At 72.9% G+C, this 20,612-nt stretch carries 16 protein-coding genes and 2 pseudogenes; 6 read left to right on the forward strand and 12 right to left on the reverse strand.

Annotated features, from left to right (window positions below; all coding sequences use genetic code 11):
* Positions 1-363 precede the first annotated feature (363 nt).
* The 3 genes from ACFZCP_RS09330 to ACFZCP_RS09340 are packed head-to-tail and all read left to right on the forward strand — an operon-like array spanning position 364 to position 4,619.
* A complete protein-coding gene (locus ACFZCP_RS09330; RefSeq protein WP_391425566.1) occupies positions 364-3,180 on the forward strand; it encodes an AMP-binding protein in 2,817 nt (938 codons plus the stop codon).
* A complete protein-coding gene (locus ACFZCP_RS09335) occupies positions 3,177-4,133 on the forward strand; it encodes an NAD-dependent epimerase/dehydratase family protein (protein WP_391425568.1) in 957 nt (318 codons plus the stop codon). Before ACFZCP_RS09330 ends, ACFZCP_RS09335 begins: the two co-directional genes overlap by 4 nt.
* Positions 4,134-4,148: 15 nt before the next feature.
* Positions 4,149-4,619, forward strand: a complete 471-nt coding sequence (locus ACFZCP_RS09340) for a nuclear transport factor 2 family protein (RefSeq protein ID WP_391425570.1) — start codon at positions 4,149-4,151, stop codon at positions 4,617-4,619.
* A gap of 51 nt (positions 4,620-4,670) precedes the next feature.
* On the opposite strand, the gene ACFZCP_RS09345 is transcribed toward ACFZCP_RS09340, so the two are convergent.
* Together ACFZCP_RS09345 and ACFZCP_RS09350 are read right to left on the reverse strand one after the other, a co-directional pair.
* The gene (locus ACFZCP_RS09345) at positions 4,671-4,886 is read right to left on the reverse strand and encodes a hypothetical protein (RefSeq protein ID WP_391425571.1); all 216 of its coding nucleotides are present in this window, start codon (positions 4,884-4,886) and stop codon (positions 4,671-4,673) included.
* Positions 4,887-5,085: 199 nt separating this feature from the next.
* Positions 5,086-5,376, reverse strand: a pseudogene (locus ACFZCP_RS09350) (sigma factor); the annotation flags it as partial.
* Here ACFZCP_RS09350 and ACFZCP_RS09355 point away from each other — a divergent pair.
* A pseudogene (locus ACFZCP_RS09355) lies at positions 5,366-5,464 on the forward strand (hypothetical protein); the annotation flags it as partial. The pseudogenes ACFZCP_RS09350 and ACFZCP_RS09355 sit on opposite strands and share 11 nt — an antisense overlap.
* 516 nt (positions 5,465-5,980) lie before the next feature.
* A complete protein-coding gene (locus tag ACFZCP_RS09360) occupies positions 5,981-6,223 on the forward strand; it encodes a hypothetical protein (RefSeq protein ID WP_391426218.1) in 243 nt (80 codons plus the stop codon).
* Positions 6,224-6,277: 54 nt separating this feature from the next.
* Here the strand turns inward: ACFZCP_RS09360 and ACFZCP_RS09365 are convergent, their stop codons facing one another.
* From ACFZCP_RS09365 to ACFZCP_RS09400, 8 genes are all read right to left on the reverse strand, one after another.
* On the reverse strand, positions 6,278-8,365 hold the full coding sequence (locus tag ACFZCP_RS09365; RefSeq protein WP_391426184.1) for an SWIM zinc finger family protein: 2,088 nt from the start codon (positions 8,363-8,365) through the stop codon (positions 6,278-6,280).
* 440 nt (positions 8,366-8,805) lie between these two features.
* A complete protein-coding gene (locus ACFZCP_RS09370) occupies positions 8,806-11,688 on the reverse strand; it encodes an SNF2-related protein (RefSeq protein ID WP_391425573.1) in 2,883 nt (960 codons plus the stop codon).
* 94 nt (positions 11,689-11,782) lie between these two features.
* Positions 11,783-12,364 carry a sugar kinase gene (locus ACFZCP_RS09375; RefSeq protein ID WP_391425575.1) on the reverse strand — a complete coding sequence of 194 codons (582 nt, stop codon included), beginning with the start codon at positions 12,362-12,364 and terminating at the stop codon, positions 11,783-11,785.
* Positions 12,361-13,506 (reverse strand): ROK family glucokinase, encoded by a 1,146-nt coding sequence (locus ACFZCP_RS09380; protein WP_391425577.1) that lies wholly within the window; start codon positions 13,504-13,506, stop codon positions 12,361-12,363. The genes ACFZCP_RS09375 and ACFZCP_RS09380 overlap by 4 nt, the downstream gene beginning before the upstream one ends.
* Before the next feature lie 117 nt (positions 13,507-13,623).
* Entirely contained in the window at positions 13,624-14,415 is a 792-nt protein-coding gene (locus ACFZCP_RS09385) for an ATP-binding cassette domain-containing protein (protein ID WP_362685200.1), read from the reverse strand.
* Positions 14,412-15,476 carry an ABC transporter permease gene (locus ACFZCP_RS09390; RefSeq protein ID WP_362685197.1) on the reverse strand — a complete coding sequence of 355 codons (1,065 nt, stop codon included), beginning with the start codon at positions 15,474-15,476 and terminating at the stop codon, positions 14,412-14,414. Before ACFZCP_RS09390 ends, ACFZCP_RS09385 begins: the two co-directional genes overlap by 4 nt.
* A complete protein-coding gene (locus ACFZCP_RS09395; protein WP_362685194.1) occupies positions 15,473-16,474 on the reverse strand; it encodes a sugar ABC transporter substrate-binding protein in 1,002 nt (333 codons plus the stop codon). Before ACFZCP_RS09395 ends, ACFZCP_RS09390 begins: the two co-directional genes overlap by 4 nt.
* A 198-nt stretch (positions 16,475-16,672) precedes the next feature.
* Positions 16,673-17,410 (reverse strand): GntR family transcriptional regulator, encoded by a 738-nt coding sequence (locus ACFZCP_RS09400; RefSeq protein WP_362685341.1) that lies wholly within the window; start codon positions 17,408-17,410, stop codon positions 16,673-16,675.
* Positions 17,411-17,540: 130 nt separating this feature from the next.
* Here ACFZCP_RS09400 and ACFZCP_RS09405 point away from each other — a divergent pair, with 130 nt between their 5' ends.
* Positions 17,541-18,563 (forward strand): Gfo/Idh/MocA family oxidoreductase, encoded by a 1,023-nt coding sequence (locus ACFZCP_RS09405; protein ID WP_391425579.1) that lies wholly within the window; start codon positions 17,541-17,543, stop codon positions 18,561-18,563.
* A gap of 31 nt (positions 18,564-18,594) precedes the next feature.
* On the opposite strand, the gene ACFZCP_RS09410 is transcribed toward ACFZCP_RS09405, so the two are convergent.
* Together ACFZCP_RS09410 and ACFZCP_RS09415 are read right to left on the reverse strand one after the other, a co-directional pair.
* Complete coding sequence (locus tag ACFZCP_RS09410) at positions 18,595-19,785, reverse strand: cytochrome P450 (RefSeq protein ID WP_391425580.1); 1,191 nt, start codon at positions 19,783-19,785, stop codon at positions 18,595-18,597.
* Between the two features lie 71 nt (positions 19,786-19,856).
* Positions 19,857-20,534, reverse strand: a complete 678-nt coding sequence (locus ACFZCP_RS09415) for a response regulator (RefSeq protein WP_391425582.1) — start codon at positions 20,532-20,534, stop codon at positions 19,857-19,859.
* Between the last annotated feature and the right edge of the window lie 78 nt (positions 20,535-20,612).

Genomic DNA, 20,612 nt, shown 5'->3' on the forward strand with positions numbered 1-20,612 from the left:
CGCTGTCGCAACGCTGTCCCCTTCCGGCCAACCACCCTGTCTCGAACCGCCCTTGAGCCTTGACCAGCCTACGGTGACGGGGTGACGACGAGCCATCTGCGCACCGCTTTCCGAACGCACCGAAGCGGTCGCCACACGGGGGAAGACACAGGCCGGAAGGTACGGCCGACATGATCCGGAAATCCCGCGGCGAGAACCGGTTTTCCGCACGACGTCCGAGGAAATCCGGACGGCCGAAGAGCAGTCCCGGCCGACGCGCATAAGTCACTCACATCGCACCTCACGTCCGTTCCTTCACGTCCTTCACATTCCGGCCCGCGCGGTGTCCGCCGCGATGTGCCGAAGACAGGGAGAGACACGACCGTGAACCCCGCATGCCCCACACCGGGTTCTATCGCCGACCTGCTGCTGAGCGCCGCCGACCGGTACCCCGCCTCGGGTCTCGTCCACTGCCTCGGCCCGGCCGACGCACCCTGGCGGGACCAGTCGTATCCGGAACTGCTGGCCGAATCCGCCCGCCTGCTGACCGCGCTGCGTGCCCGCGGGCTGCGGCCGGGCGACCGGGTCGTGCTGATCCTCGAACGGCCCCAGGAGTTCCTGCCGATGTTCTGGGCGGCGGTGCTCGGCGGATTCGTCCCGTGCCCCATGGCACCGCTGCGTGGCGACCGCGAGCGCTGGGGCGCCCAGCTGGAGCACGTGAACACCCTGCTCGGCAGGCCCCTCGTGGTCACCGGCGGGGCGCTGGCAGCCGAATTGCCTCCCGTGGCGGAACTGTCGGTGGCCTCCCTGGAGGAACTGCAGGCCGGCCGGGGAAGCGCCGCGGACGACTTCCACCGCGCGGCGCCCGAGGACACCGCCGTGCTCGTCCTGACCTCCGGATCGACCGGAAACGCCAAGGCGGTCGTCCTCAGCCACGCCAACCTGCTGGCCTCCATGGCCGCCAAGAACGGCCACCACCGGCTCACCGCCCGGGACACCACCCTCAACTGGGTCTCCTTCGACCATGTGGCCGCCCTGCTGGAGTGTCATCTGCTGCCCCTGTCCACCGGCAGCCGCCAGCTGCACGTGGAGGCACCGGTCGTCCTCGGGGAGCCGCTGGAGTTCCTGCGGCTGATCTCCCGGCACGGCGTGACCATGACCTTCACCCCGAACTTCCTGCTCGGTCTGATCAACGCGGCCGCCGAGCGGCTGCGTGCGAGCGGCGAGCAGCTGGACCTGTCCCGGCTGCGGCACATCATCAGCGGCGGCGAGGCCGTGGTCGTCGCCACCGGCGAGGCGTTCCTCGACGGCCTCGCCCGCCACGGGCTGGCACGGGACGCACTGTGGCCCGCCTTCGGCATGACGGAGACCTGTGCGGGCAGCGTGTACTCCCGCAAGGGCTTCCCGGACGTCGACCGCGGCGCGGAGTTCGCCGGTCTCGGCACCCCGGTCCAGGGTCTGGGGATCCGCATCGCCGACCCGCAGGACCGCCCGCTGCCCGAGGGACAGGTGGGCGAGCTCCAGCTGCGCGGCCCGATGATCACCTCGGGGTACTACAACAACGCGGCCGCCACCCGGCAGGCGTTCACCGCCGACGGCTGGTTCCGCAGCGGCGACCTGGGCCGGCTCGACGAGGGGCGGCTGACCCTGGTCGGGCGCAGCAAGGACAGCATCATCGTCAACGGCGTCAACTACTTCAGCCACGACATCGAGGCCGCCCTCGAACCGCTCGACGGCGTCGCCCGCTCCTACGTCGCCGCCTTCCCGGTCCGCCCGGCCGGCAGCGACACCGAGCAGCTGGTGATCGCCTTCGCCCCCGAGGGCGGCACGGCACCCGGCACCGGCGCCATCGGCGAGGCCGCTCTGCACCGGGTCGTCACGGCCATCCGCAGCACCGTCGTCCTGCACTGGGGTTTCCGGCCCGCTCTGGTCCTGCCGCTGCCCCCGCAGGCCTTCCCGAAGACCAGCCTGGGCAAGATCCAGCGCTCGCTGATGCGCCGACGGCTGGAGGAGGGCGCGTACGACGCCGAGCGGCGGGCCGTGCGCGAACTGACGCTGCGCATGCTGGGCGGCCACACGGCCCCCGGGAGCCGGACCGAGCAGGTGCTCGCGGAGATCTACGCCGAGCTGTTCGGCACCGGCCCCGCGGAGATCAGCGCCACCGCCAACTTCTTCGACCTCGGCGGAACCTCGCTGGACATCCTGCGGCTGCGCGCCAGGGTCACCGAGCGGCTCGGCGTGAGCGACCTGGAGGTCATCACGGTCCTGAGGGCTCCGACGGTCCGTGCCCTGGCCGCGCGGCTCGACGCGGGCACCAGCTCCGGCAGCGCGGCGTACGACCCCGTGGTGCCCATGCAGACCGGCGGCGACAAGACGCCCCTGTTCTGTGTGCACCCGGGCGTGGGCGAGGTGCTGGTCTTCATCAACCTGGCCAAGTACTTCACGGGCGACCGGCCGTTCTACGCACTGCGGGCCCGGGGCTTCGACGAGGGCGAGAAGCCGTTCGCGACGTTCGAGCAGATGGTGGACTGCTACGCCGACGCCGTCCAGCGGCGGCAGCCGCACGGCCCGTACGCGGTCGCCGGGTACTCCTTCGGCGGCGCGGTCGCCTTCGAGATCGCCAAGGTGCTGCGAGAGCGCGGCGAACGGGTCGACTTCGTCGGCAGCTTCAACCTGCCGCCGCACATCAAGTACCGCATGGAGGAACTGGACTTCGCCGAGACGGCGACGAACCTGGCCTTCTTCCTCGCGCTGATCGACAAGAAGCAGAGCCTGGAGCTGCCGGCCCGGCTGCGCCCGCTGCCCCGTGAGGAACAGGTCGCCCGGCTCATCGAACTCGCCCCGGCCGACCGGCTCGCCGAACTCGACCTGACCGTCGAGCGGTTCGCCGCCTGGGCGGAACTCGCCGACTCCCTCACCGACCTCGGCCGCTCCTACGAACCGAGCGGTTCGGTTCCCTCGATGAGCGTGTTCCACGCGATACCGCTGCGCGGCACCAGGCAGGACTGGCTCGACAACGAACTGCGCCGCTGGGACGCGTTCACCACCGGCCCCAACCACTACCTGGAAGTGCCCGGCGAGCACTACACGATGCTGGCCCCGGCGCACGTGGCCGAGTTCCAGGCGGTCCTGCGCCGGGAGCTGGACCTGCGCCTCGCCGAGGCCGACGCGATCGCGACCCGACGGGAAGGAAACCGATGACGAGGTCCCAGGCCGGCACCGCCGCTCCCCTGCGCGGCGCGAAGATCCTGATCACGGGCGGCACCGGACAGGTCGCCCGGCCGGTCGCCGAGGCGCTGGCCGAGCACAACGACGTGTGGTGCCTGGGCCGGTTCGGCGACCCGGCCGCCGAGCGTGACCTCGCCCGGCGTGGGATCACCACCTGGCGGTGGGACATGACCGACCTGTCGCCGCATGCGCTCAAGGGACTCCCCGAGGACTTCACGCACGTGCTGCACGCGGCGGTGCGCCGCGGCGAGGACGGCGACTTCAACGCCACCGCCGAGATCAACGCGGTCGCCACCGCACACCTGATGAACCACTGCCGCACCGCGGAGGCCTTCCTGTACGTCTCCACGGGCGCGCTGTACAAGCGGCAGACCCTGGACCACCGGTACACCGAGGAGGACCCGGTCGACGGCGCCGCGGACTGGCTGCCCGCCTACCCGATGGGCAAGCTCGCCACCGAGGGCGCGGTGCGCGCCTTCGCCCGGGTGCTGGACCTGCCCACCACCATCGCCCGGCTCAACATCGCCTACGGGCCGGGGAGTTACGGCGGGGTGCCGATGCTCTACTTCCGGCAGATGCTCGCCGGCGCCCCCATCGCCGTACCGCTGGAGGGCCAGAACTGGTGCTCGCTGCTGTACACCGACGACCTCGTCGACCAGGTCCCGCATCTGTGGCGGGCCGCGTCGGTCCCGGCGACGCTGGTGAACTGGGGCGGTGACGAGTCGGTGGGCGTCACCGACTGCATCCGGCACATCGAGGCCCTCACCGGCGTGCCGGCCCGGCTGGTGCCGAGCGAGGTCACCCGGGAGACCTACCAGTTCGACCCGGCCCTGCGCCGGCGGCTGACCGGCCCGTGCCGGGTCGGCTGGCGCGACGGCATAGAGCGCACCCTGCGCGCCCTGCACCCCGAGCATCTCAGCATCTGACAAGGGACCGACGGCATGACTACGGCAACGGCGACAACGGCCATACCGGAGACGACGGAGAGAGCGGAAAGGGAAGGGGAGAGGGAGAGGGAGAGCCGTAATCTGCGGCTGGTCCGGCGCGCCTACCAGGCGTTCCGCGCCCGTGACGTGGGCGCGCTGCTGGCGACCCTGGATCCCCAGGTCGAGTGGGTGCATCCCGACGGGATGGCCGAGTACGGGCTCGGCGGCACCCGACGGGGCCACGACGGCGTCAGGGAGTTCCTGTCCCGCGTCCCCGCCGTACTCGGCGGAATGCGCCTGGAGCCCCGGGAGTTCGTGGCCGCCTGCGACCGGGTGGCGGTGTTCGGGGTGCGCGAGGTGACCTCGGTGCGGGGCACCTCGGCGACCCTGTCGTTCGTCCACTCCTGGGTGCTGCGGGACGGACTGGCGGTCCGCATGGAGGACATCTTCGACACGGTCGAGTTCCATCGCCTGATCGAGAGCTGAGGCGGGCCGTCGCCGAGCCCCGCGGCGGCGAGAGGCTGCGCTCCGGGAGGTTCACCGCCACAGCCGTGCCCGGACGCCGTCCGCCACCGGGGCGCAGCTGCCCTCCCCGAGGGCCTCGGGCTGCGGGTAGGGGAACGGGACGGGCGTGCCGTCGGGTGCGAACGCCCAGGCGACCCCCGGCCTCGACCTGACGGCGGAGACCAGCCGCGGCGGACAGGAAGGCTGCTCGGGCACCGGCGCCGTGGTCGCGGGGTACGGGTCGTACATACAGAAGACGACGACCGCTCCCTGCGGCAGCGGGGGCAGGGGTTCCGAGTCGCCTTCGTCGGTGGGGGCCCGCCCCTCGAAACCCGGTGCACCGCCGGCCGTCGTTCCGTCCGGAGAAACCGGCGGAACGCCGGCACCAGGTCCGGGCCGCCGTGCCGACGGGCACCCCGATGCGGGTCGCGGTCTCGGCGGCCGTCCGGTCCTTGAAGTACAGCTCGACCACCTCCCTGTGGTGCTCGGGCAGGCGGGCCATGACCTTCGCGACGTCGCAGGCCTGCATGACGTACTCGTAGGGGTCGGGATGGACGCAGGGTTCCATCTGCTCCTCGCTGCCGACCTCCCTGGCGCGGCGGGACAGCTTGCGGTGCTGGTCGATCGTCAGGTGCCTGGCCACGGTGAGCACCCAGGGCAGCGGGGTGTCCGCATTCCTCTCGAATGCCTCGGGGTGCTGCCAGGCCCGCAGGAACGTCTCCTGCACGATGTCCTCGCTCTGCCGAAATCGCCGGTCAGTCTGCCGACCGCACGCAGCAGCCGCGGCGCGGTACGCCGCCCTCCTGCGCCGTCTCAGGGAAGAGCTGGGCATCTCCCCCGGCCCCGCCGTCACGGAACTGCACCGGCGCATCCTGCGGGCCGAAGCCGGGCTCGGGGGCGAACCGGCACGGCACACGGCTCTGCCCGCCCCCTGCCAGCTGCCGGCCGACGTCCTGCACTACGTCGGCCGTCATCGCGAGGTCGCCCATCTCAGCGCCGCTCTCACGGCGGGCTCCGTCTCCTGCGCGGTGGTCGCCGCCATGACCGGCATGGGCGGACTGGGCAAGTCCGCCTTCGCCGTCCATGTGGGACACCTGGTGCGCAGTCACTTCCCCGACGGCCAGTTGCTACGCCCGGCTGTCCGGCTCGCAGACGGCCCCGGCCGAGCCGGGCGACGTGCTCGACACGCTCCTGCGTGCTCTCGGGGCGCCCACGGACGCCATCCCCTTCCCTCTGGAGGAACCAGTGGGACCGGATCATCCGGCCCGCCCGGACGATGCTCGCCCGGGCACGTGCCCGTCGGGACGACCGCAGCCAGGGACGCATGGGCTACATACTCGGCGGTGCACTCCTGCAGATCGGCCGCCTCTAGCCACCGGCTGGCCCAGGCGCACCATCTGCCGCTGCTGGAGATCGCCAACCGGATCTCGGAGGCCGAATGCCGTCTCGCCCTCGGCCGGACGCAGGACGCCGTCGGCATCCTGGAACGGGCGGTCGACGACAGCCGCCGGCTGCGCGCCTCCCCACTGGAATCGAGGGCCGCGCAGCTGCTCGCCGAGGCCTTGGAACAGACCGTACGGCCCTGAGACGCCGCGTCCCTGCGAGCCCGAGGGCAACGGCCGGGCGGCGGGCGGTGTTGCTCAGAGGTCGTCCGGTGTGCCGAGGCCGGTGAGTGCGCCGACCGGATCCAGGTCGGGGGTGCCGCGGGGCCACCAGTCGTCGTGGTCCGGCTCCGACTCGTAGGCGTACCACAGGCCGTCCCGGCCCAGGCGGAGCTGGACGTGACCGCGAGGATGGGTGAGGCGGTTGCGCCGGGGGCGGAACGCCGGCAGGTCGGCGGCGAGCAGCAGCGGGCGGGCCCGGTCGAAGCGGCCGGCCGGCGGGTCCCACGGCTCCTCCAGGACCTCCAGCCCCGCCGGGCCGCCCTGCCGCCAGGCCGCCACCGCGCGGGCCAGGTCGGCCGGGGTGCGGCCGACGGCCGTGGCGAGCGTGGAGTACAGCGCGCGGGTGGCGGCGGTCAGGCCGGAGCCGGGGCGGGCCGCGGCGAGGCGCACCGCGTCCTGCCACAGGGTCAGCTCGCCGACGGGGTCACGGCCGGTGGCGAGCAGCGCGTGCGCGCGGGCGGCGGCATCGGTCGCCAGCTGGTCCAGTGCGAAGGGATCGGGTCCGCCGGGTGCCGCCGGGTAGACCGGCGGCTGCCCGGGGTGCGGCGGAACGGGCAACGGCGGTGGCAGCGGAGCGAGTCGGCGCGGTGCCAGGGCCTCTGAAGCCCGCACTCCGGGCAGGGCCCGCGGCGAGCGCTCCTGAGCGGCACGGGCCGCGCGGGCGGCACTGCGGCGGGACAGCGTGTCGAGCAGTTCCTTCTCCCCACGGCCGCGCAGCAGGAGCAGCACGAAGGGGTCGGCGTCGAGCAGGCGTGCCGTCTGGTAGCAGAGGGCGGCCGCGTGCTTGCAGGGGTGGCCGGAGTCGGGGCAGCTGCACTGCGGGGCCAGGTCGCGGGGACCGGGCAGCAGGGGCACACCGCAGTCGGCCAGCGACTCGGGCAACTCCTTGTCCAGCAGCGCCGCGATGTGTCCGGGCCGGTCGGCGGCCGCGTCCAGGAACCGCTCCCAGTCCTCGTCCTCCAGCGTCCGCAGCCGCACCTGGACCCGGTACGGGCGGGGGCGGCTGCCCCTGACGTACGCCAGCACCAGCCCCGGGGTCACCGTGATGGCGTCGACGTGCCCCAGGTCCGCGTAACCGCGGCCCCGGGCCAGCCGCTTGACGTCGAGCGCCCCCTGCTCCAGAGCGTCGACCCAGGCGTTGCCCCACCAGGTCTCCGCGAAGGAGGAGTCCTCCGCGCAGACCGCCCTGGGCGGGAACGCCGTGAAGGTGCGGCGCAGTTCGGTGTCGCGATGGGGAGTGCCCATGCTGGCGGGGATCTGCGGGGCCGCGGCTGCCGGGGTGCGGGGCCCGGCGGGACCGTGCGGGGCACGCGCAGCGACCGGCGCCCGCTCGGACACCGGCACGGGTACGGGTACGAGGGAAGGGCGGGGCTCGGTGAGGCTGGTGTCACCACCGGGCGTACGGGAGGCAAGCGCGTGCCGATCTGGCGTGGGCCGGTTCAGTGCGTGCCGGCCCGGGGTGTGCGGGCCTGGGGCGTGCGGGCCCGATGCGTTCGGACGCGGCGTGTGTGTGCTCGCCGTGTCCGTACTCGGATTGTCAGTACTCAGCTTGTCCGTACTCGCCTGATGCGTACTCGCCGTGTCCGCGCTCGGCTGGTCCGTGCTTGCCATGTGCGTGCTCGGTGTGTCCAGGCTCGGTGTGTCCGTGCTCGGCGTCTGCATGCTCGCCGTGTGCGTGCTCGGCCTGTCCCTACCCGGCGTGTCCGTACCCGGCGTCTGTGTGTCGGGGCCGTCCGTCGTGTCGAGCGTGTCGGCCCACGTCGGCATGCGGAAGGCGTTCGTCAGGAACTGCCGCATCTCGTGGGCGGCCTGCGCCCGCGCGGACCGCGGTTCGTCACCGGAGTGACCTGGGGCAGGGGCGGCCGCGCGCGCCTCGCCGCGCGCACGCCGCCGGGAGCCGCCCTCCGACGCCTCGGCGCGCAGCGCCTCCCGGCGAGCGGACCGGAGCGCCTCCCGGGCCACGTCGGCCGGACGCGCCGACGGACGGCCCCCAGGCTCTGCGACGGGGCGCGCCGCAAGCTCGCCGGCGGGGGGCACCACGGTGACATCGGCAGGTCCGGTCATGGCGGCATCAGCGGTGCTCGCCACAGCTGCCTCGAAGGAGCCCACCACAGCGGCCTCGACGGGGCGCGCAGCAGGGTGTTCCACGGGGTGCGCCGCAAGGTCGTCGGCGGGGCGTGCCGCAGAGCCATCTTCGGGGCGTGCCGCAAAGTCGGCGGCGGGGTGCGCCGCAAGGTCGTCGGCGGGGGCGGCCCCGTGGGCGGCCCCGTCGGCCGGTCCGTCCGGTGGGGCCGCGGGCGCGGGGGCACGCAGTGCGGCCCGCGCGGCGTCCGCGGGCCGCGGCCCGGCCGCGTCCGGCCGTACGGCCGCGCCCTCGGGTGCCCTCGGCTCAGTCGTCTCCTCCCGCCCGGACTGCGCCCCCTCGGTCCGTTCTGCCTCCGCTCGACGCCGTGCCGCCCGCAGTGCCTGCCGTGCGGCGTCGCCGGGCCGCTGTTCCCCGGTCGTCACGACGTCCTCCGCAGCGAGACGAGGTCGGCCAGCTCACGGTCGGTCAGCTCGGTCAGGGCCGACTCGCCGGAGCCGAGGATGGCGTCGGCCAGCGCGCGCTTGGCCGCCAGCATCTCGGCGATGCGGTCCTCGACCGTGCCCTCCGTGACCAGGCGGTGGACCTGGACGGGCTGGGTCTGACCGATGCGGTAGGCGCGGTCGGTGGCCTGTTCCTCGACGGCCGGGTTCCACCAGCGGTCGAAGTGGACGACATGGCCCGCGCGCGTGAGGTTCAGGCCCGTTCCGGCGGCTTTCAGGGACAGGACGAGGACCGGTGTCCGCCCGTCCTGGAAGCGGTCGACCATGCGCTCGCGCTCCGGCACCGGTGTGCCGCCGTGCAGCAGGTCCACGGGGACCGCGCGGGCGGACAGATGCGCCACGATCAGGCGGGCCATGCCGACGTACTGCGTGAAGACGAGCACCGATCCGTCCTCGGCGAGCACGGTGTCCAACAGCTCGTCGAGGAGGGCGAGTTTGCCGGAGCGGGCCGCGAGCCTGTCGGCGTGCGGGTCCTCCTTCAGATACAGCGCCGGGTGGTCGCAGATCTGTTTGAGGGCGCCGAGCAGCTTCAGGACCAGGCCCCTGCGGGCGATTCCCTCCGCGGTCTCGATGGCCAGCATCGACTCGCGCACCACCGCCTCGTACAGCGCGGCCTGTTCCCGGGTGAGCGGCACCGGGTGGTCCGTCTCGGTCTTGGGCGGCAGCTCGGGGACGATGCCCGGGTCGGACTTCTTGCGGCGCAGCAGGAACGGCCGTACCAGACGGGCCAGGCGGTCCACCGCCTGCTGGTCCTCGCCGTTCTCCACCGCGCGCGCGTGCCGGGCGCGGAAGGACTTCAGGGGGCCGAGGAGTCCGGGCGTGGTCCAGTCGAGCAGGGCCCACAGCTCGGAGAGGTTGTTCTCCACCGGGGTGCCGGTGAGGGCCACGCGCGCGGGGGCCGGGATGGTGCGCAGCGCCTTGGCGGTCGCGGAGTACGGGTTCTTCACGTGCTGGGCCTCGTCGGCGACGACCATGCCCCAGGGCTGCTCGGCGAGGTGCGCGGCCGCGGAGCGCATCGTGCCGTAGGTGGTGAGGACGAAGCCGCCGTCGAGGCCGTCCAGGGTGCGGTCCGGGCCGTGGAAGCGGCGGACGGGGACGCCGGGCGCGAACCGTGTGATCTCCCGCTGCCAGTTCCCCAGCAGGGAGGCGGGGCAGACCACGAGGGTCGGCTCCGTGCGGGCCCGCTTCAGGTGCAGGGCGATGAGCGTGATCGTCTTGCCGAGGCCCATGTCGTCGGCGAGGCAGCCGCCGAGGCCGAGGGAGGTCATGAGGTCGAGCCAGGCCAGGCCGCGCAGCTGGTAGTCGCGCAGGGTGGCGTCGAGGCCGGCGGGGGGCTCGGCCGGGCCGAGGCCCCCGGTGAGACGGTCGCGCAGGGTGGCCAGCGCGCCGACCGGAACGGCCGCCACGGTCTCGCCGTCGACCTCGGCGGTTCCGGTGAGCGCGACGGAGAGCGCGTCGACCGGGTCGAGCAGGCCCAGTTCGCGTTTGCGGGCCTTGCGGACCAGGGCCGGGTCGACCAGCACCCAGCGGTCCCTGAGCCGTACGACCGGCCGGTGGGCCTCGGCGAGCGCGTCCATCTCGGCCTCGCTGAGCGGTTCGCCGCCGAGCGCCAGCTGCCAGCGGAACCGGAGCAGGTCCTCGCTCTCGAAGAAGCCGGTGCCGTCGGTCGCCGAGCCGGGTGCGGGCCGGAGAACCGCGGCGGCGGTGAGGTCGCGGGCGAGGTCCCGGGGCCAGTGGACGGCCACCCCGGCGGCGGCGAGCCGGCCGGCCGCCACGCCGAGCAGATCGCCCAGCTCCTCCTCGGACAGGGCGAGGACATCGGGCACGTCCTGTTCGGTGAGCCGGTCCAGGGGCGGCCACACGCGGGCCGCGCGCCGTACAGCGAGGGCGGCGTCCACGCGGGCGCGTGGCCCGAAGGCCTGCTCGGCCTCCCCCGCCCACAGGGCCGTCGCGTCGGCCACCAGGGTCGGGTCGGCGAGGCTGTGCACCTGGACGATCGCCGCCCCCGCGGCGCGCGCGCCGTCGGCGGCACCGGCGTCGAAGACGTCGTAGGCGGACAGGTCCAGGCGCAGTGAGATCCGGACGCCCGCGTCCATGCCGGCCGCGACCTCCGCCGCCCAGTCGTGGGCGCGGGGCAGGGCCATGGGTTCGCGGGCGGCGAAGGGCCGGCCCGAGGTGTAGGGGGCGGCGGGGGTGCGCGGCAGGGTGTCGGCGACCGCGTCGAGGAAGGAGCGGACCAGTGCCTCCGGCTCGGGCAGGCGGAGCGGGCCGGGGTCCGGGAGCGGCACGGCGTGGCCCTCCGGGGGCAGGGCCGCGGCCACCGCGCGCAGGTGGGCGATGTCGTCCGGTTCGAGGGGGCCGGCGCGCCAGGCGTCGTGGCCGCCCGGGGTCAGGCCGGGCAGCAGGCGGCCGCGGGCGATCAGTCGCAGGGCGTGCAGGGCGGCGGCGCCCCAGCAGGCCGTGGCCGGGTGGGCGGCCGGGTCGCGGCGGGCCCGGACCAGCAGCGGCAGGGCCTCGGCGAGCGGCAGGGTCAGCGCGGGCACCTGCCGGCGGCGCACGCTCGCGCCGTGGCGTCGGACCACCGTCAGCTCGTCGGCCGCGACGCCGGTATCGGTATCGGTGCCGCCGCCGTTGCCCGTGCCGGTGGGCAGCGGGCCGCCTTCGGGGTCCCAGAAGGCGATGCGGCCCTCGCGCGGGAGGGGCGCGGGCAGGTAGACGGAGGCGAGGCGCACCGGAACCGGGCTCCCGGCCTCCCCGGAACCCTCCGTGCGCTCGGCCACCGCAGCCGTGCCGCCGCTCATACGTCCTGCCACCTCCCGCCCGTGTGTCGGATCGGACGTCTTCGACTCTACGGGCGGGGTCTGACAACCGGCTCCGGGCGGGGCGGGGAGCGGGCTACGGGACCGTGCGCGAGACGAGGTACACCATGGGATAGGTCGGGTCGGAGGTGTTGACGACCACGTCCTGGGTGGGTGCCGGGTTCTTCTGCCGGTGGGTGAGACCGGCCCAGGGTCCGGGGCCGGTGAAGTCCCAGCCGGAGACCTTCCGGTCGCGGGTGCCGATGGTGATGTCGTCCTTCTTCAGCTGGTCCCGGCGCGCGCCCGTCGCCCCCAGGAAGCTGTCCAGGCCGGCCTCGGTGGTGCGGAACTGCACGTAGAGGCGGCTGGTCTTCCAGTTGTTGGTCTCGTAGAAGGCGATGTGGTCGACGGGGTGCGGGATGGCCACCTGGTAGAGGCGGCGCTGCACCTTCGACGGCCAGCCCGGGGCGAGGCCGGTCGCGGAGTACCTCGACTCCTTGTCCTTGCCGCTGTTGCGGCTCTGGTTGGCGGAGATCACCAGGTAGCCGGCCGGGACACCGATGAGCAGCCCGATGATCAGCAGGGTGATCGCCCTGCGTCTGGCCTTGTGGCGCGGTTCCTCGGGCCGTCGGCGCGGCTCGTCCGGGGAGGCGGCCTGGTGGGGCAGCGACGCGGTCATGCGGAGTCCCGGTCGCGGCGGGCCTGGGCGTAGCGCTCGTAGCGCTCGAAGCGTTCCACCCGGCGCCGTTTGGCGCGCCGGAAGCGGCGGGCGACCAGCCGGGCCAGGTCGGCGGCGCCCACCATGCCGGCCTCGGGGCCGAGCTGGGCGCGGGTGATGCGGGCCTCGGGGCGGTAGCCGCGGCCGGTGAGGTGGCGCTTGAAGGCGTCCCGGGCCGGGCCGATGAGCAGGTCGTCGGCGGCCGAGACGCCGCCGCCGATGACGAAGCAGGACGGGTCGAGGGCGGCCGCGAGGTTGGCGATGCCGACGCCGAGCCACTGGCCGATGTCCTGGAGCAGTTCCACGCACATGGCGTCGCCCTCGCGGGCCAGCTCGGTGATCGTCGGGCCGGTGATGTCGTCGATGTTGCCCTTGACGTGCTCGATGATCCCGTAGGCCACCGGGGAGTCGGCCGCGGCCAGTTCCTTGGCCTCCCGCACGAGCGCGTTGCCGGAGCTGTACTGCTCCCAGCAGCCGCGGTTGCCGCACGGGCAGCGGTGGCCGCCGGGCACGACCTGCATGTGGCCGAACTCGCCGGCGACGCCGTACTTGCCGCGCTTGACCTGGCCGTCCTCCAGGATGGCGCCGCCGATGCCGGTGCCGAGTGTGATCATGACGAGGTGGTCCTCGCCGCGGCCGGCGCCGAAGCGCCACTCCGCCCAGGCTGCGGTGTTGGCGTCGTTGTCGACGAGGACCGGCACGGAGAGCCGTCCCGAGAGGCGGTCGCGCAGCGGTTCGTTGCGCCAGGACAGGTGGGGCGCGAACAGGACGCGGTTGCGGTCGGCGTCGACCCAGCCGGCGGCGCCGATGCCGACCGCGTGGACGTCGTGGCGGTCGGACAGGTCGAGGACCAGTTCGACGATGGTGTCCTCGACGACCTTGGGGCTCTTGGACTTGTCCGGGGTCTCGGTGCGGAGCTTCTCCAGGATGTTGCCGTCGGCGTCCACGACGCCCGCCATGACCTTGGTGCCGCCGATGTCGATCCCCACCGTGGGCACCCGGGGTGCGGTCAGGTGGGAGCGGCGTTCCCGGGTGCCGACCGTGCGGAGCACGGGGGCCCGGCGGGAGCCGATGGGGGCGGTGAGGTCGCGGTAGGTGCTCATCGGGCTCGATTCTGCCGCACCGCGGTGACAGGTGCCGTACGGGGCATGGGGAGGGGGGTGCGCGATCGTTGCCGGGTGCGGGGGCACCGTCGTTGATCGCGCAGTTCCCCGCGCCCCCTACGTCCGCTGCAGTTCGTGGACCAGAGCGTCCAGGTCGGCTCCTCCGGCCATCTGCCTGGTCAGCTCGTCGAGCGTGATCTCGTCCCGTGTGTGATTGCCCACCATCGTGCCGCGCCTCAGCAGGACGAAGCGGTCGCCCACCAGATATGCGTGGTGCGGGTTGTGGGTGATCAGAACGACCCCCAGGCCCTCGTCGCGTGCTGCCGCCACATATTTGAGGACCACACCGGACTGCTTGACGCCCAGTGCTGCCGTCGGCTCGTCGAGGACCAGGACCTTCGCGCCGAAGTAGACCGCCCTGGCGATCGCCACGCACTGGCGTTCGCCGCCGGAGAGGGTGCCGATGGGCTGGTCGACGTCGCGCAGGTCGATGCCCATGCGGAGCAGTTCCGCGCGGGTGGTGCGGCGCATCAGGTCGACGTCCATGCGCTTGAAGGGGGCCATGCCCTTGCGGGGCTCGGAGCCGAGGAAGAAGTTGCGCCAGACCGGCATCAGCGGGACGACCGCGAGGTCCTGGTAGACGGTGGCGATGCCGCGGTCCAGGGCCTCGCGCGGGGAGGACAGGCGGGTCTCCCGGCCGTCGATGCCGAGGGTGCCGCCGTCGTGCTGGTGCAGACCCGCGATGATCTTGATCAGGGTCGACTTGCCCGCGCCGTTGTCACCGAGGACGCAGGTGATCTCGCCTGCGTGCACCTCCAGGGAGACCCCGTCGAGGGCACGGACGTTGCCGTAGCGCTTGTTGACGTCGGTCAGTTCGACCAGCGCCGTACGCTCTGTCGTCTCGGTCACTTCGTGGCCTCCGCACGCTTGCGGACCCAGTGGTTGAGCAGGGTCGCGAGGAGCAGCATCGCTCCGAGGAAGAACTTGAACCAGTCGGGGTTCCACTCGGCGAAGACGATGCCCTTGCTGGTCATGCCGAACAGGAGCGCGCCGACGGCCGAGCCGATCGCGCTGCCGTAGCCGCCGGTGATCAGGCAGCCGCCGATGACGGCCGCGATGATGTAGATCAGCTCGTTGCCGACGCCCTCGCCGGACTGGACGGCGTCGAAGGAGAAGAGCAGGTGCTGGCCGGAGATCCAGGCGCCGAGGGCGACGCCCATGTAGAGGCCGATCTTGGTCCCGGCGACCGGGACGCCGACCGCGCGGGCCGCGTCCTGGTTGCCGCCGACCGCGAAGATCCAGTTGCCGGCGCGGGTGCGCAGCAGGATCCAGGAGGCGAGGGCGACGAGGCCGAGCCACCACAGGATCGTGACCTTGAAGTCGACGCCGCCCACGGTGAGGGTGGAGGCGAAGACGGCGTGGGCGCTCGGGAAGCCCTCCATGTCGGCGATGGTCTTGGTGGAGACCGTGCCGTCGATCAGCTTGGTGAAGCCGAGGTTCATGCCGGTCAGCATCAGGAAGGTGCCGAGCGTGATGATGAAGCTGGGCAGTTTGGTGCGGGTGAGCAGGAAGCCGTTGAAGGCGCCGACGGCGAGGGTGACCAGCAGGGACACGCCCACGCCGACCCAGGTGTTCGCCGTCATCTGGTAGCTGAACATCGACGAGATCAGCGCGGAGGACGTCACCAGGACACCTGCCGACAGGTCGAACTCGCCGCCGATCATCAGCAGGGCCACGGGGACGGCCATGATGCCGATGGTCGAGGAGGCGTACAGGACCGTGCTGAGGCTCGCGGGGCGCAGGAAGCCGTCGGCCGCGACGGCGAAGACCGCGAGGACGGCGAGCGCGCCGACGACCGAGCCCAGCTCCGGGCGCGCGAGCAGCCGCCGCAGCGGCGAGGTCCTCAGAACCCGTTCGTCCGCCGTCGCGGGGGCCGCCTCACCGGGCGTGCGCTCGGTGGTCGCGCTCATCGGGTGCCCCGCTCGGTGTACTTCGCCAGCGCGGCCGCCTGGTCCTTGGTGATGATCTGCGGGCCGGTCAGGACCGGCTTGCCGCCGCCGAGGACGTCGCCGTTGTACTTGTAGGCCCACAGCAGGTCGACCGCCTCGTAGCCCTGGAGGTAGGGCTGCTGGTCCACCGCGAAGCCGAGGGTGTCGTCCTTCAGCTCGGCCGCGACCTTGGCGTTGAGGTCGAAGGTGTCGACCTCGGCCTTGCTGCCCGCGTCGGTCTTCGCCTTCACGGCGGTGTCGGCGTAGGGGGCGCCGAGGGTGACGACGGCGTCGACGGACTTGTCGGCCTGGAGCTTGGCCTCGATCGCGGACTGCACGTCGGGCATGTTGGTGCCGTTGACGTAGAGCTTGTGGACCGTGCCGTGGAAGGTCTTCGCCACGCCGTCGCAGCGCTGCTCGTGGCCGACGTTGCCCTGCTCGTGCAGGACGCACAGGGCCTTCTTCTTGCCGCGCCGGTTCAGCTCGTCGCCGACGGCCTCGCCGGCGATGGTCTCGTCCTGGCCGATGTGGGTGAGGGCGCCGAAGGCCTTGGACTCCTCGGAGCCGGAGTTCACGGTGATCACCGGGATGCCGGCCTTCTCGGCGCGGGCCACCGCGGCCTTGAGGGCGTCGGGCTTGGCGAGGGTGACGATGATGCCGTCGACCTTCTTGTCGACCGCCGCGTCCACCAGCTGGGCCTGCTGCTGGGCCTCGTCGTCGTGCGAGTACAGGAAGTTGATGTTGTCCTTGACCGCGGCCTGCTTGGCGCCGCTCTGCACGATGTCCCAGAAGGTGTCGCCGTCCCCGGAGTGGGTGATCATCGCGAAGGTCCAGCGGGGCGTGTTCACCGCCGCCCTGCCCTGGGCGGCGGCATTGCGGGCGTCCTCGGCCCGCTTGCCGCCGGTGCTGCTGCAGCCGGCGAGCGCGACGCTCAGCGCCCCCGCCACCGCGATGCCTACCCAGGTCCGAAACCGTGCCACGAGGCCGTGCCCTTCTTGCTGTGCTGACTGTGCTCCGACGTGCGCAAGGGGCGGGCGATCTCACCGTCGGTGCGTCCCGGCGGCGACCTCACCAGCCCCAAACGCTTCAGTATCGAACACAGGGAACACGCATGACACGCCCGGGGACCATGCGACGGTCGCATTGTCCGGACATTGCGACGAAGTGCGGCCCCGGACTCAGGGGCGCACGAGCAGCTGGAACTCGAAGGAGTAGCGGGCCGGACGGTAGGTGTGGTCGCCGAACTCGACCGCGCGGCCGGTGTCGTCGAAGGTGGTGCGCTGCATGGTGAGCAGCGGGGCGCCCTCCGTCTCGGCGAGCCGCTCGGCCTCGGCGGCCGTGGCGCCGCGGGCTCCGATGGACTGGCGGGCGCTGTGCAGGGTGATCCCCGCGGAGCGCATCAGCCGGTACAGGCCGGTGGCCTCCAGCTGGTCGGTGTCCAGGTCGAGCAGGCCGGGCGGCAGGTGGTTGATCAGGTACGCCATCGGCTCGCCGTGGGCCAGACGCAGGCGCTCGATGCGGTGGACGTCGCTGCCCTCGGTGACGCCGAGCGCGGCTGCGACCTCGGCGGAGGCGGGGACGACGGTGTTGACCAGAACCTTGGTCGCGGGGCGCTGGCCGGCCGCCTCCAGGTCGTCGTAGAGGCTGCTCAGTTCCAGCGGGCGCTTGACCTGGCTGTGCACGACCTGGGTGCCCACGCCCCGGCGGCGGACCAGCAGGCCCTTGTCGACGAGGGACTGGATGGCCTGCCGGACGGTGGGCCGCGACAGGCCCAGCCGGGCGGCCAGCTCGATCTCGTTGCCCAGCAGGCTGCCGGGAGTGAGGCTGCCGTGCTCGATGGCGGCCTCCAGCTGCTGGGAGAGCTGGAAGTACAACGGCACCGGAGAACTACGGTCCACACGCAGGTCGAGTGACACGGTCGGGTCCACATCTGGTTTGGGCACGGGCCCGAGCGTAGCCGCGTGCATGGTTGACGGGAAGTTGTGTAGTCCGATTGTCCGGACATTCGCATTGACAGGGTGCGGGGTCCGCCCTCACTTTGATTCCATGCGCATCGGGGTCATCGGTACGGGCCGCATCGGCACCGTTCATGCGAACACACTGAGCCGTCACCGCGAGGTCGGATCGCTGATCCTGACGGACGCGGATCCGGCGCGGGCCCAGGGGCTGGCGCACCGGCTGGGCGAGACGGCGGCGCCGGGGGTCGACGAGATCTTCAGGTGGGGCGTGGACGCGGTCGTGATCACCACGACGACACCGGCGCACGCCGATCTGATCGGCCGGGCCGCACGCTCGGGACTGCCGGTCTTCTGCGAGAAGCCGATCGCCCTGGACCTGCCGGGCACGCTCGCTGCGCTCGCCGAGGTGGAGGCGGCCGGAACGATTCTGCAGATGGGCTTCCAGCGCCGCTTCGACGCGGGATACGCGGGCGCCCGGGAGGCGGTGCGCTCGGGACGGCTCGGGCGGCTGCACACGGTGCGCGCGATGACCTGCGACCAGTCCCCTCCCCCGCCTCAGTGGCTGCCGCTGTCCGGCGGGCTGTTCCGGGACACGCTGGTCCACGACTTCGACGTGCTGCGCTGGGTGACGGGCCGTGAGGTGGTGGACGTGTTCGCGACCGGCTCGGACGCCGGGCCCGCCCTGTTCCGCGAGGCGGGCGACGTCGGCACCGGCGCGGCCCTGCTCACCCTGGACGACGGCACGCTGGCCACGGCGACGGCGACCCGGCTCAACGGTGCGGGCTACGACGTCCGGATGGAACTGGCCGGGGAGCAGGACACGGTCGTGGTGGGCCTGGACGACCGGACGCCGGTCGCATCCACCGAGCCGACCGGGCCGCCGCCCGCCCAGAAGCCGTGGACCGGATTCCTGGAGCGCTTCGGGCCCGCCTACGAGGCCGAGCTGTGCGCCTTCGTCGAGGTGCTGCGCGGTGAACGGCCCAATCCGTGCGACGGCCACGAGGCCCTGCAGGCACTGCGCATCGCCGAGGCCTGCGAGACCTCCCGGCGGGAGCACCGCCCGGTGGGGCTGGCGGAGGTCCCGGACCGGGGCCGGCCGCCGGACGGCTGACCCCTCGGCCCGTCGTCGGCTCCTTGGGCGCTCACCAGCGCACCGGAAGGCTGCGCATCCCCCGCATCAGCATGCCCGGCAGCCATTCGCCCGGGGGACCGTCCAGGGCGAGGCCCGGGGCGCGCTCCAGGAGCGTGCCGACGGCTATGCGCCCCTCCAGGCGGGCCAGGGGGGCGCCCAGGCAGAAGTGGATGCCGTGGCCGAAGGCGAGGTGGCCGCGGGTGTCGCGGCGGATGTCGAAGCGGTCCGGGTCGCCGTAGCGGTCGCCGTCGCGCTGGGCGGCGGTGAGACCGACCACCACGTGCTCGCCCTGTCCGATGGCCGTGCCGGCGATCTCCAGGGGCTCGGCGGCGTACCGGAAGGTGGCGTTCTGCACCGGGGGCTCGTAGCGCAGCATCTCCTCGACGGCGCCGTCCAGAAGGCTCGTGTCGGCGCGCAGGGCGGCGAGTTGGCCGGGGTGGGTGAGAAGGGCGTGGACGCCGTTGCCGATCAGGTTGACGGTGGTCTCGTGGCCGGCGACGAGCAGCAGGTAGGCCATGCCGCGCAGTTCCTGCGCGGAGAGCCGGTCACCGTCCTCGGCGGTGGTGCGGATGAGGTCACTGAGCAGGTCGTCGGTCGGTCCGGCCGCCTGTTTGGCCTCGATCAGCTCGGTCAGGTACTCCGCGAGGCGGACGACGGCGGCGTACTCCGTGTCCCCGTCGGTGGGTGCGACGACCTCGGTGGACATCTTGCGGAACTCCGCGCGGTCCATGTCCGGGACGCCGAGGAGTTCGCAGATGACGGTGATGGGCAGCGGGAAGGCGAGCGCGTCGATCAGGTCGGCGTGCCCCTGCGGCATCACGGCGTCCAGCAGGTCGTCCGTGATCTGCTGGATCCGGGGGCGCAGCCGCTCCACCCGGCGCATCGTGAACGCGCGAGTGACCAGGGTGCGCAGACGGGTGTGCTGAGGCGGGTCGGCGGCCAGCAGGTGCTTGCCGATCATCTCCTCGTCCAGGAAGGTCGCGCCGATCCTGCCGCCGTCCTTGGCCAGCCGGGGGTCGGCGAGGGCCGCGCGTGCCTCCTCGTACCCCACGATCAGCCAGGTCGCGTAGCCCGCGTCCGAACCCGGCAGCCGGACGCGGTGCACCGGCCCCTGCTCGCGCAGGCGCGCGTACACCGCATGCGGATCCCGGCGCAGCGTGTCCTCGAACTCCCCCAGGTCAAGCACGTGTTGGCCGTCCATCGCTCCCCTTCCGGACTCCCCGAGGCCTTCCGGGCGCCTCCCGGTGCAGGGACAACGCGCAGGGTGCCCGCTTAGTGCCCGCCCTCCTCCAGAAGTCCCGCGTCATAGGCCAGCAGGGCGATCTGGACCCGGTTGTTGAGATCCAGCTTGGCGAGGATGCGGGAGACATGGGTCTTGACGGTGGCCACGCTCATGAAGAGTTCGGTGGCGATCTGGGCGTTGGCCAGGCCCCGGCCGACGGCTACGGCGACCTCCCGCTCGCGGTCGTTGAGCGCGGCGAGCCGCTCCCGCGCGTGTGCCTGGCGGGAGTCGGCGGCCGTGCCGGCCGCGTGCTTCATCAACTGCCGGGTGACGGCGGGTGACAGCACCGGCTCCCCGGCCGCGACCCGGCGCACCGCGTCGACGATCTCGGCGGGCGGGGTGTCCTTGAGCACGAACCCGGCGGCGCCCGCGCGCAGCGCCTCCAGCACCTGGTCGTCGGCGTGGAAGGTGGTGAGCAGCACGACCTGCGGCGCGTCCGATCGCGCCCGCAGCCGCCGGGTCGCCGTGAGCCCGTCGACCGACGGCATCCGGATGTCCATGAGCACGACGTCCGGCCGGCTCCGTCCGACCGCGTCCTCGACCGCGTCCCCGTCGGCGGCCTCCCCGACGATCTCGATGTCCGCGGCCCCGCCGATCATCAGCGCGAGCCCGGCGCGCACCAGAGGATCGTCGTCGACGAGGAGGAGCCTGATCGGAGTCGTAGTCATGGGGGTTACGTAATCATGCGCGGGCCGGCCGATGGGCGGCCGCCGGCCACGGCGGGCGGGGTGCGCGCCCTCCGTGGG

It is taken from the genome of Streptomyces sp. NPDC007971 (assembly GCF_042958635.1).
Lineage (GTDB): Bacteria > Actinomycetota > Actinomycetes > Streptomycetales > Streptomycetaceae > Streptomyces.

Coding starts and splice junctions, on each gene's coding strand:
- ACFZCP_RS09345 (WP_391425571.1), bottom strand. CDS start 4,886: ATGTACGACCCGTACCCCGCGACCACGGCGCCGGTGCCCGAGCAGCCT.
- ACFZCP_RS09375 (WP_391425575.1), bottom strand. CDS start 12,364: ATGACCGCGTCGCTGCCCCACCAGGCCGCCTCCCCGGACGAGCCGCGC.
- ACFZCP_RS09390 (WP_362685197.1), bottom strand. CDS start 15,476: ATGAGCGCGACCACCGAGCGCACGCCCGGTGAGGCGGCCCCCGCGACG.
- ACFZCP_RS09380 (WP_391425577.1), bottom strand. CDS start 13,506: ATGAGCACCTACCGCGACCTCACCGCCCCCATCGGCTCCCGCCGGGCC.
- ACFZCP_RS09415 (WP_391425582.1), bottom strand. CDS start 20,534: ATGACTACGACTCCGATCAGGCTCCTCCTCGTCGACGACGATCCTCTG.
- ACFZCP_RS09405 (WP_391425579.1), top strand. CDS start 17,541: ATGCGCATCGGGGTCATCGGTACGGGCCGCATCGGCACCGTTCATGCG.
- ACFZCP_RS09410 (WP_391425580.1), bottom strand. CDS start 19,785: ATGGACGGCCAACACGTGCTTGACCTGGGGGAGTTCGAGGACACGCTG.
- ACFZCP_RS09335 (WP_391425568.1), top strand. CDS start 3,177: ATGACGAGGTCCCAGGCCGGCACCGCCGCTCCCCTGCGCGGCGCGAAG.
- ACFZCP_RS09340 (WP_391425570.1), top strand. CDS start 4,149: ATGACTACGGCAACGGCGACAACGGCCATACCGGAGACGACGGAGAGA.
- ACFZCP_RS09365 (WP_391426184.1), bottom strand. CDS start 8,365: ATGACCGGACCTGCCGATGTCACCGTGGTGCCCCCCGCCGGCGAGCTT.
- ACFZCP_RS09370 (WP_391425573.1), bottom strand. CDS start 11,688: ATGAGCGGCGGCACGGCTGCGGTGGCCGAGCGCACGGAGGGTTCCGGG.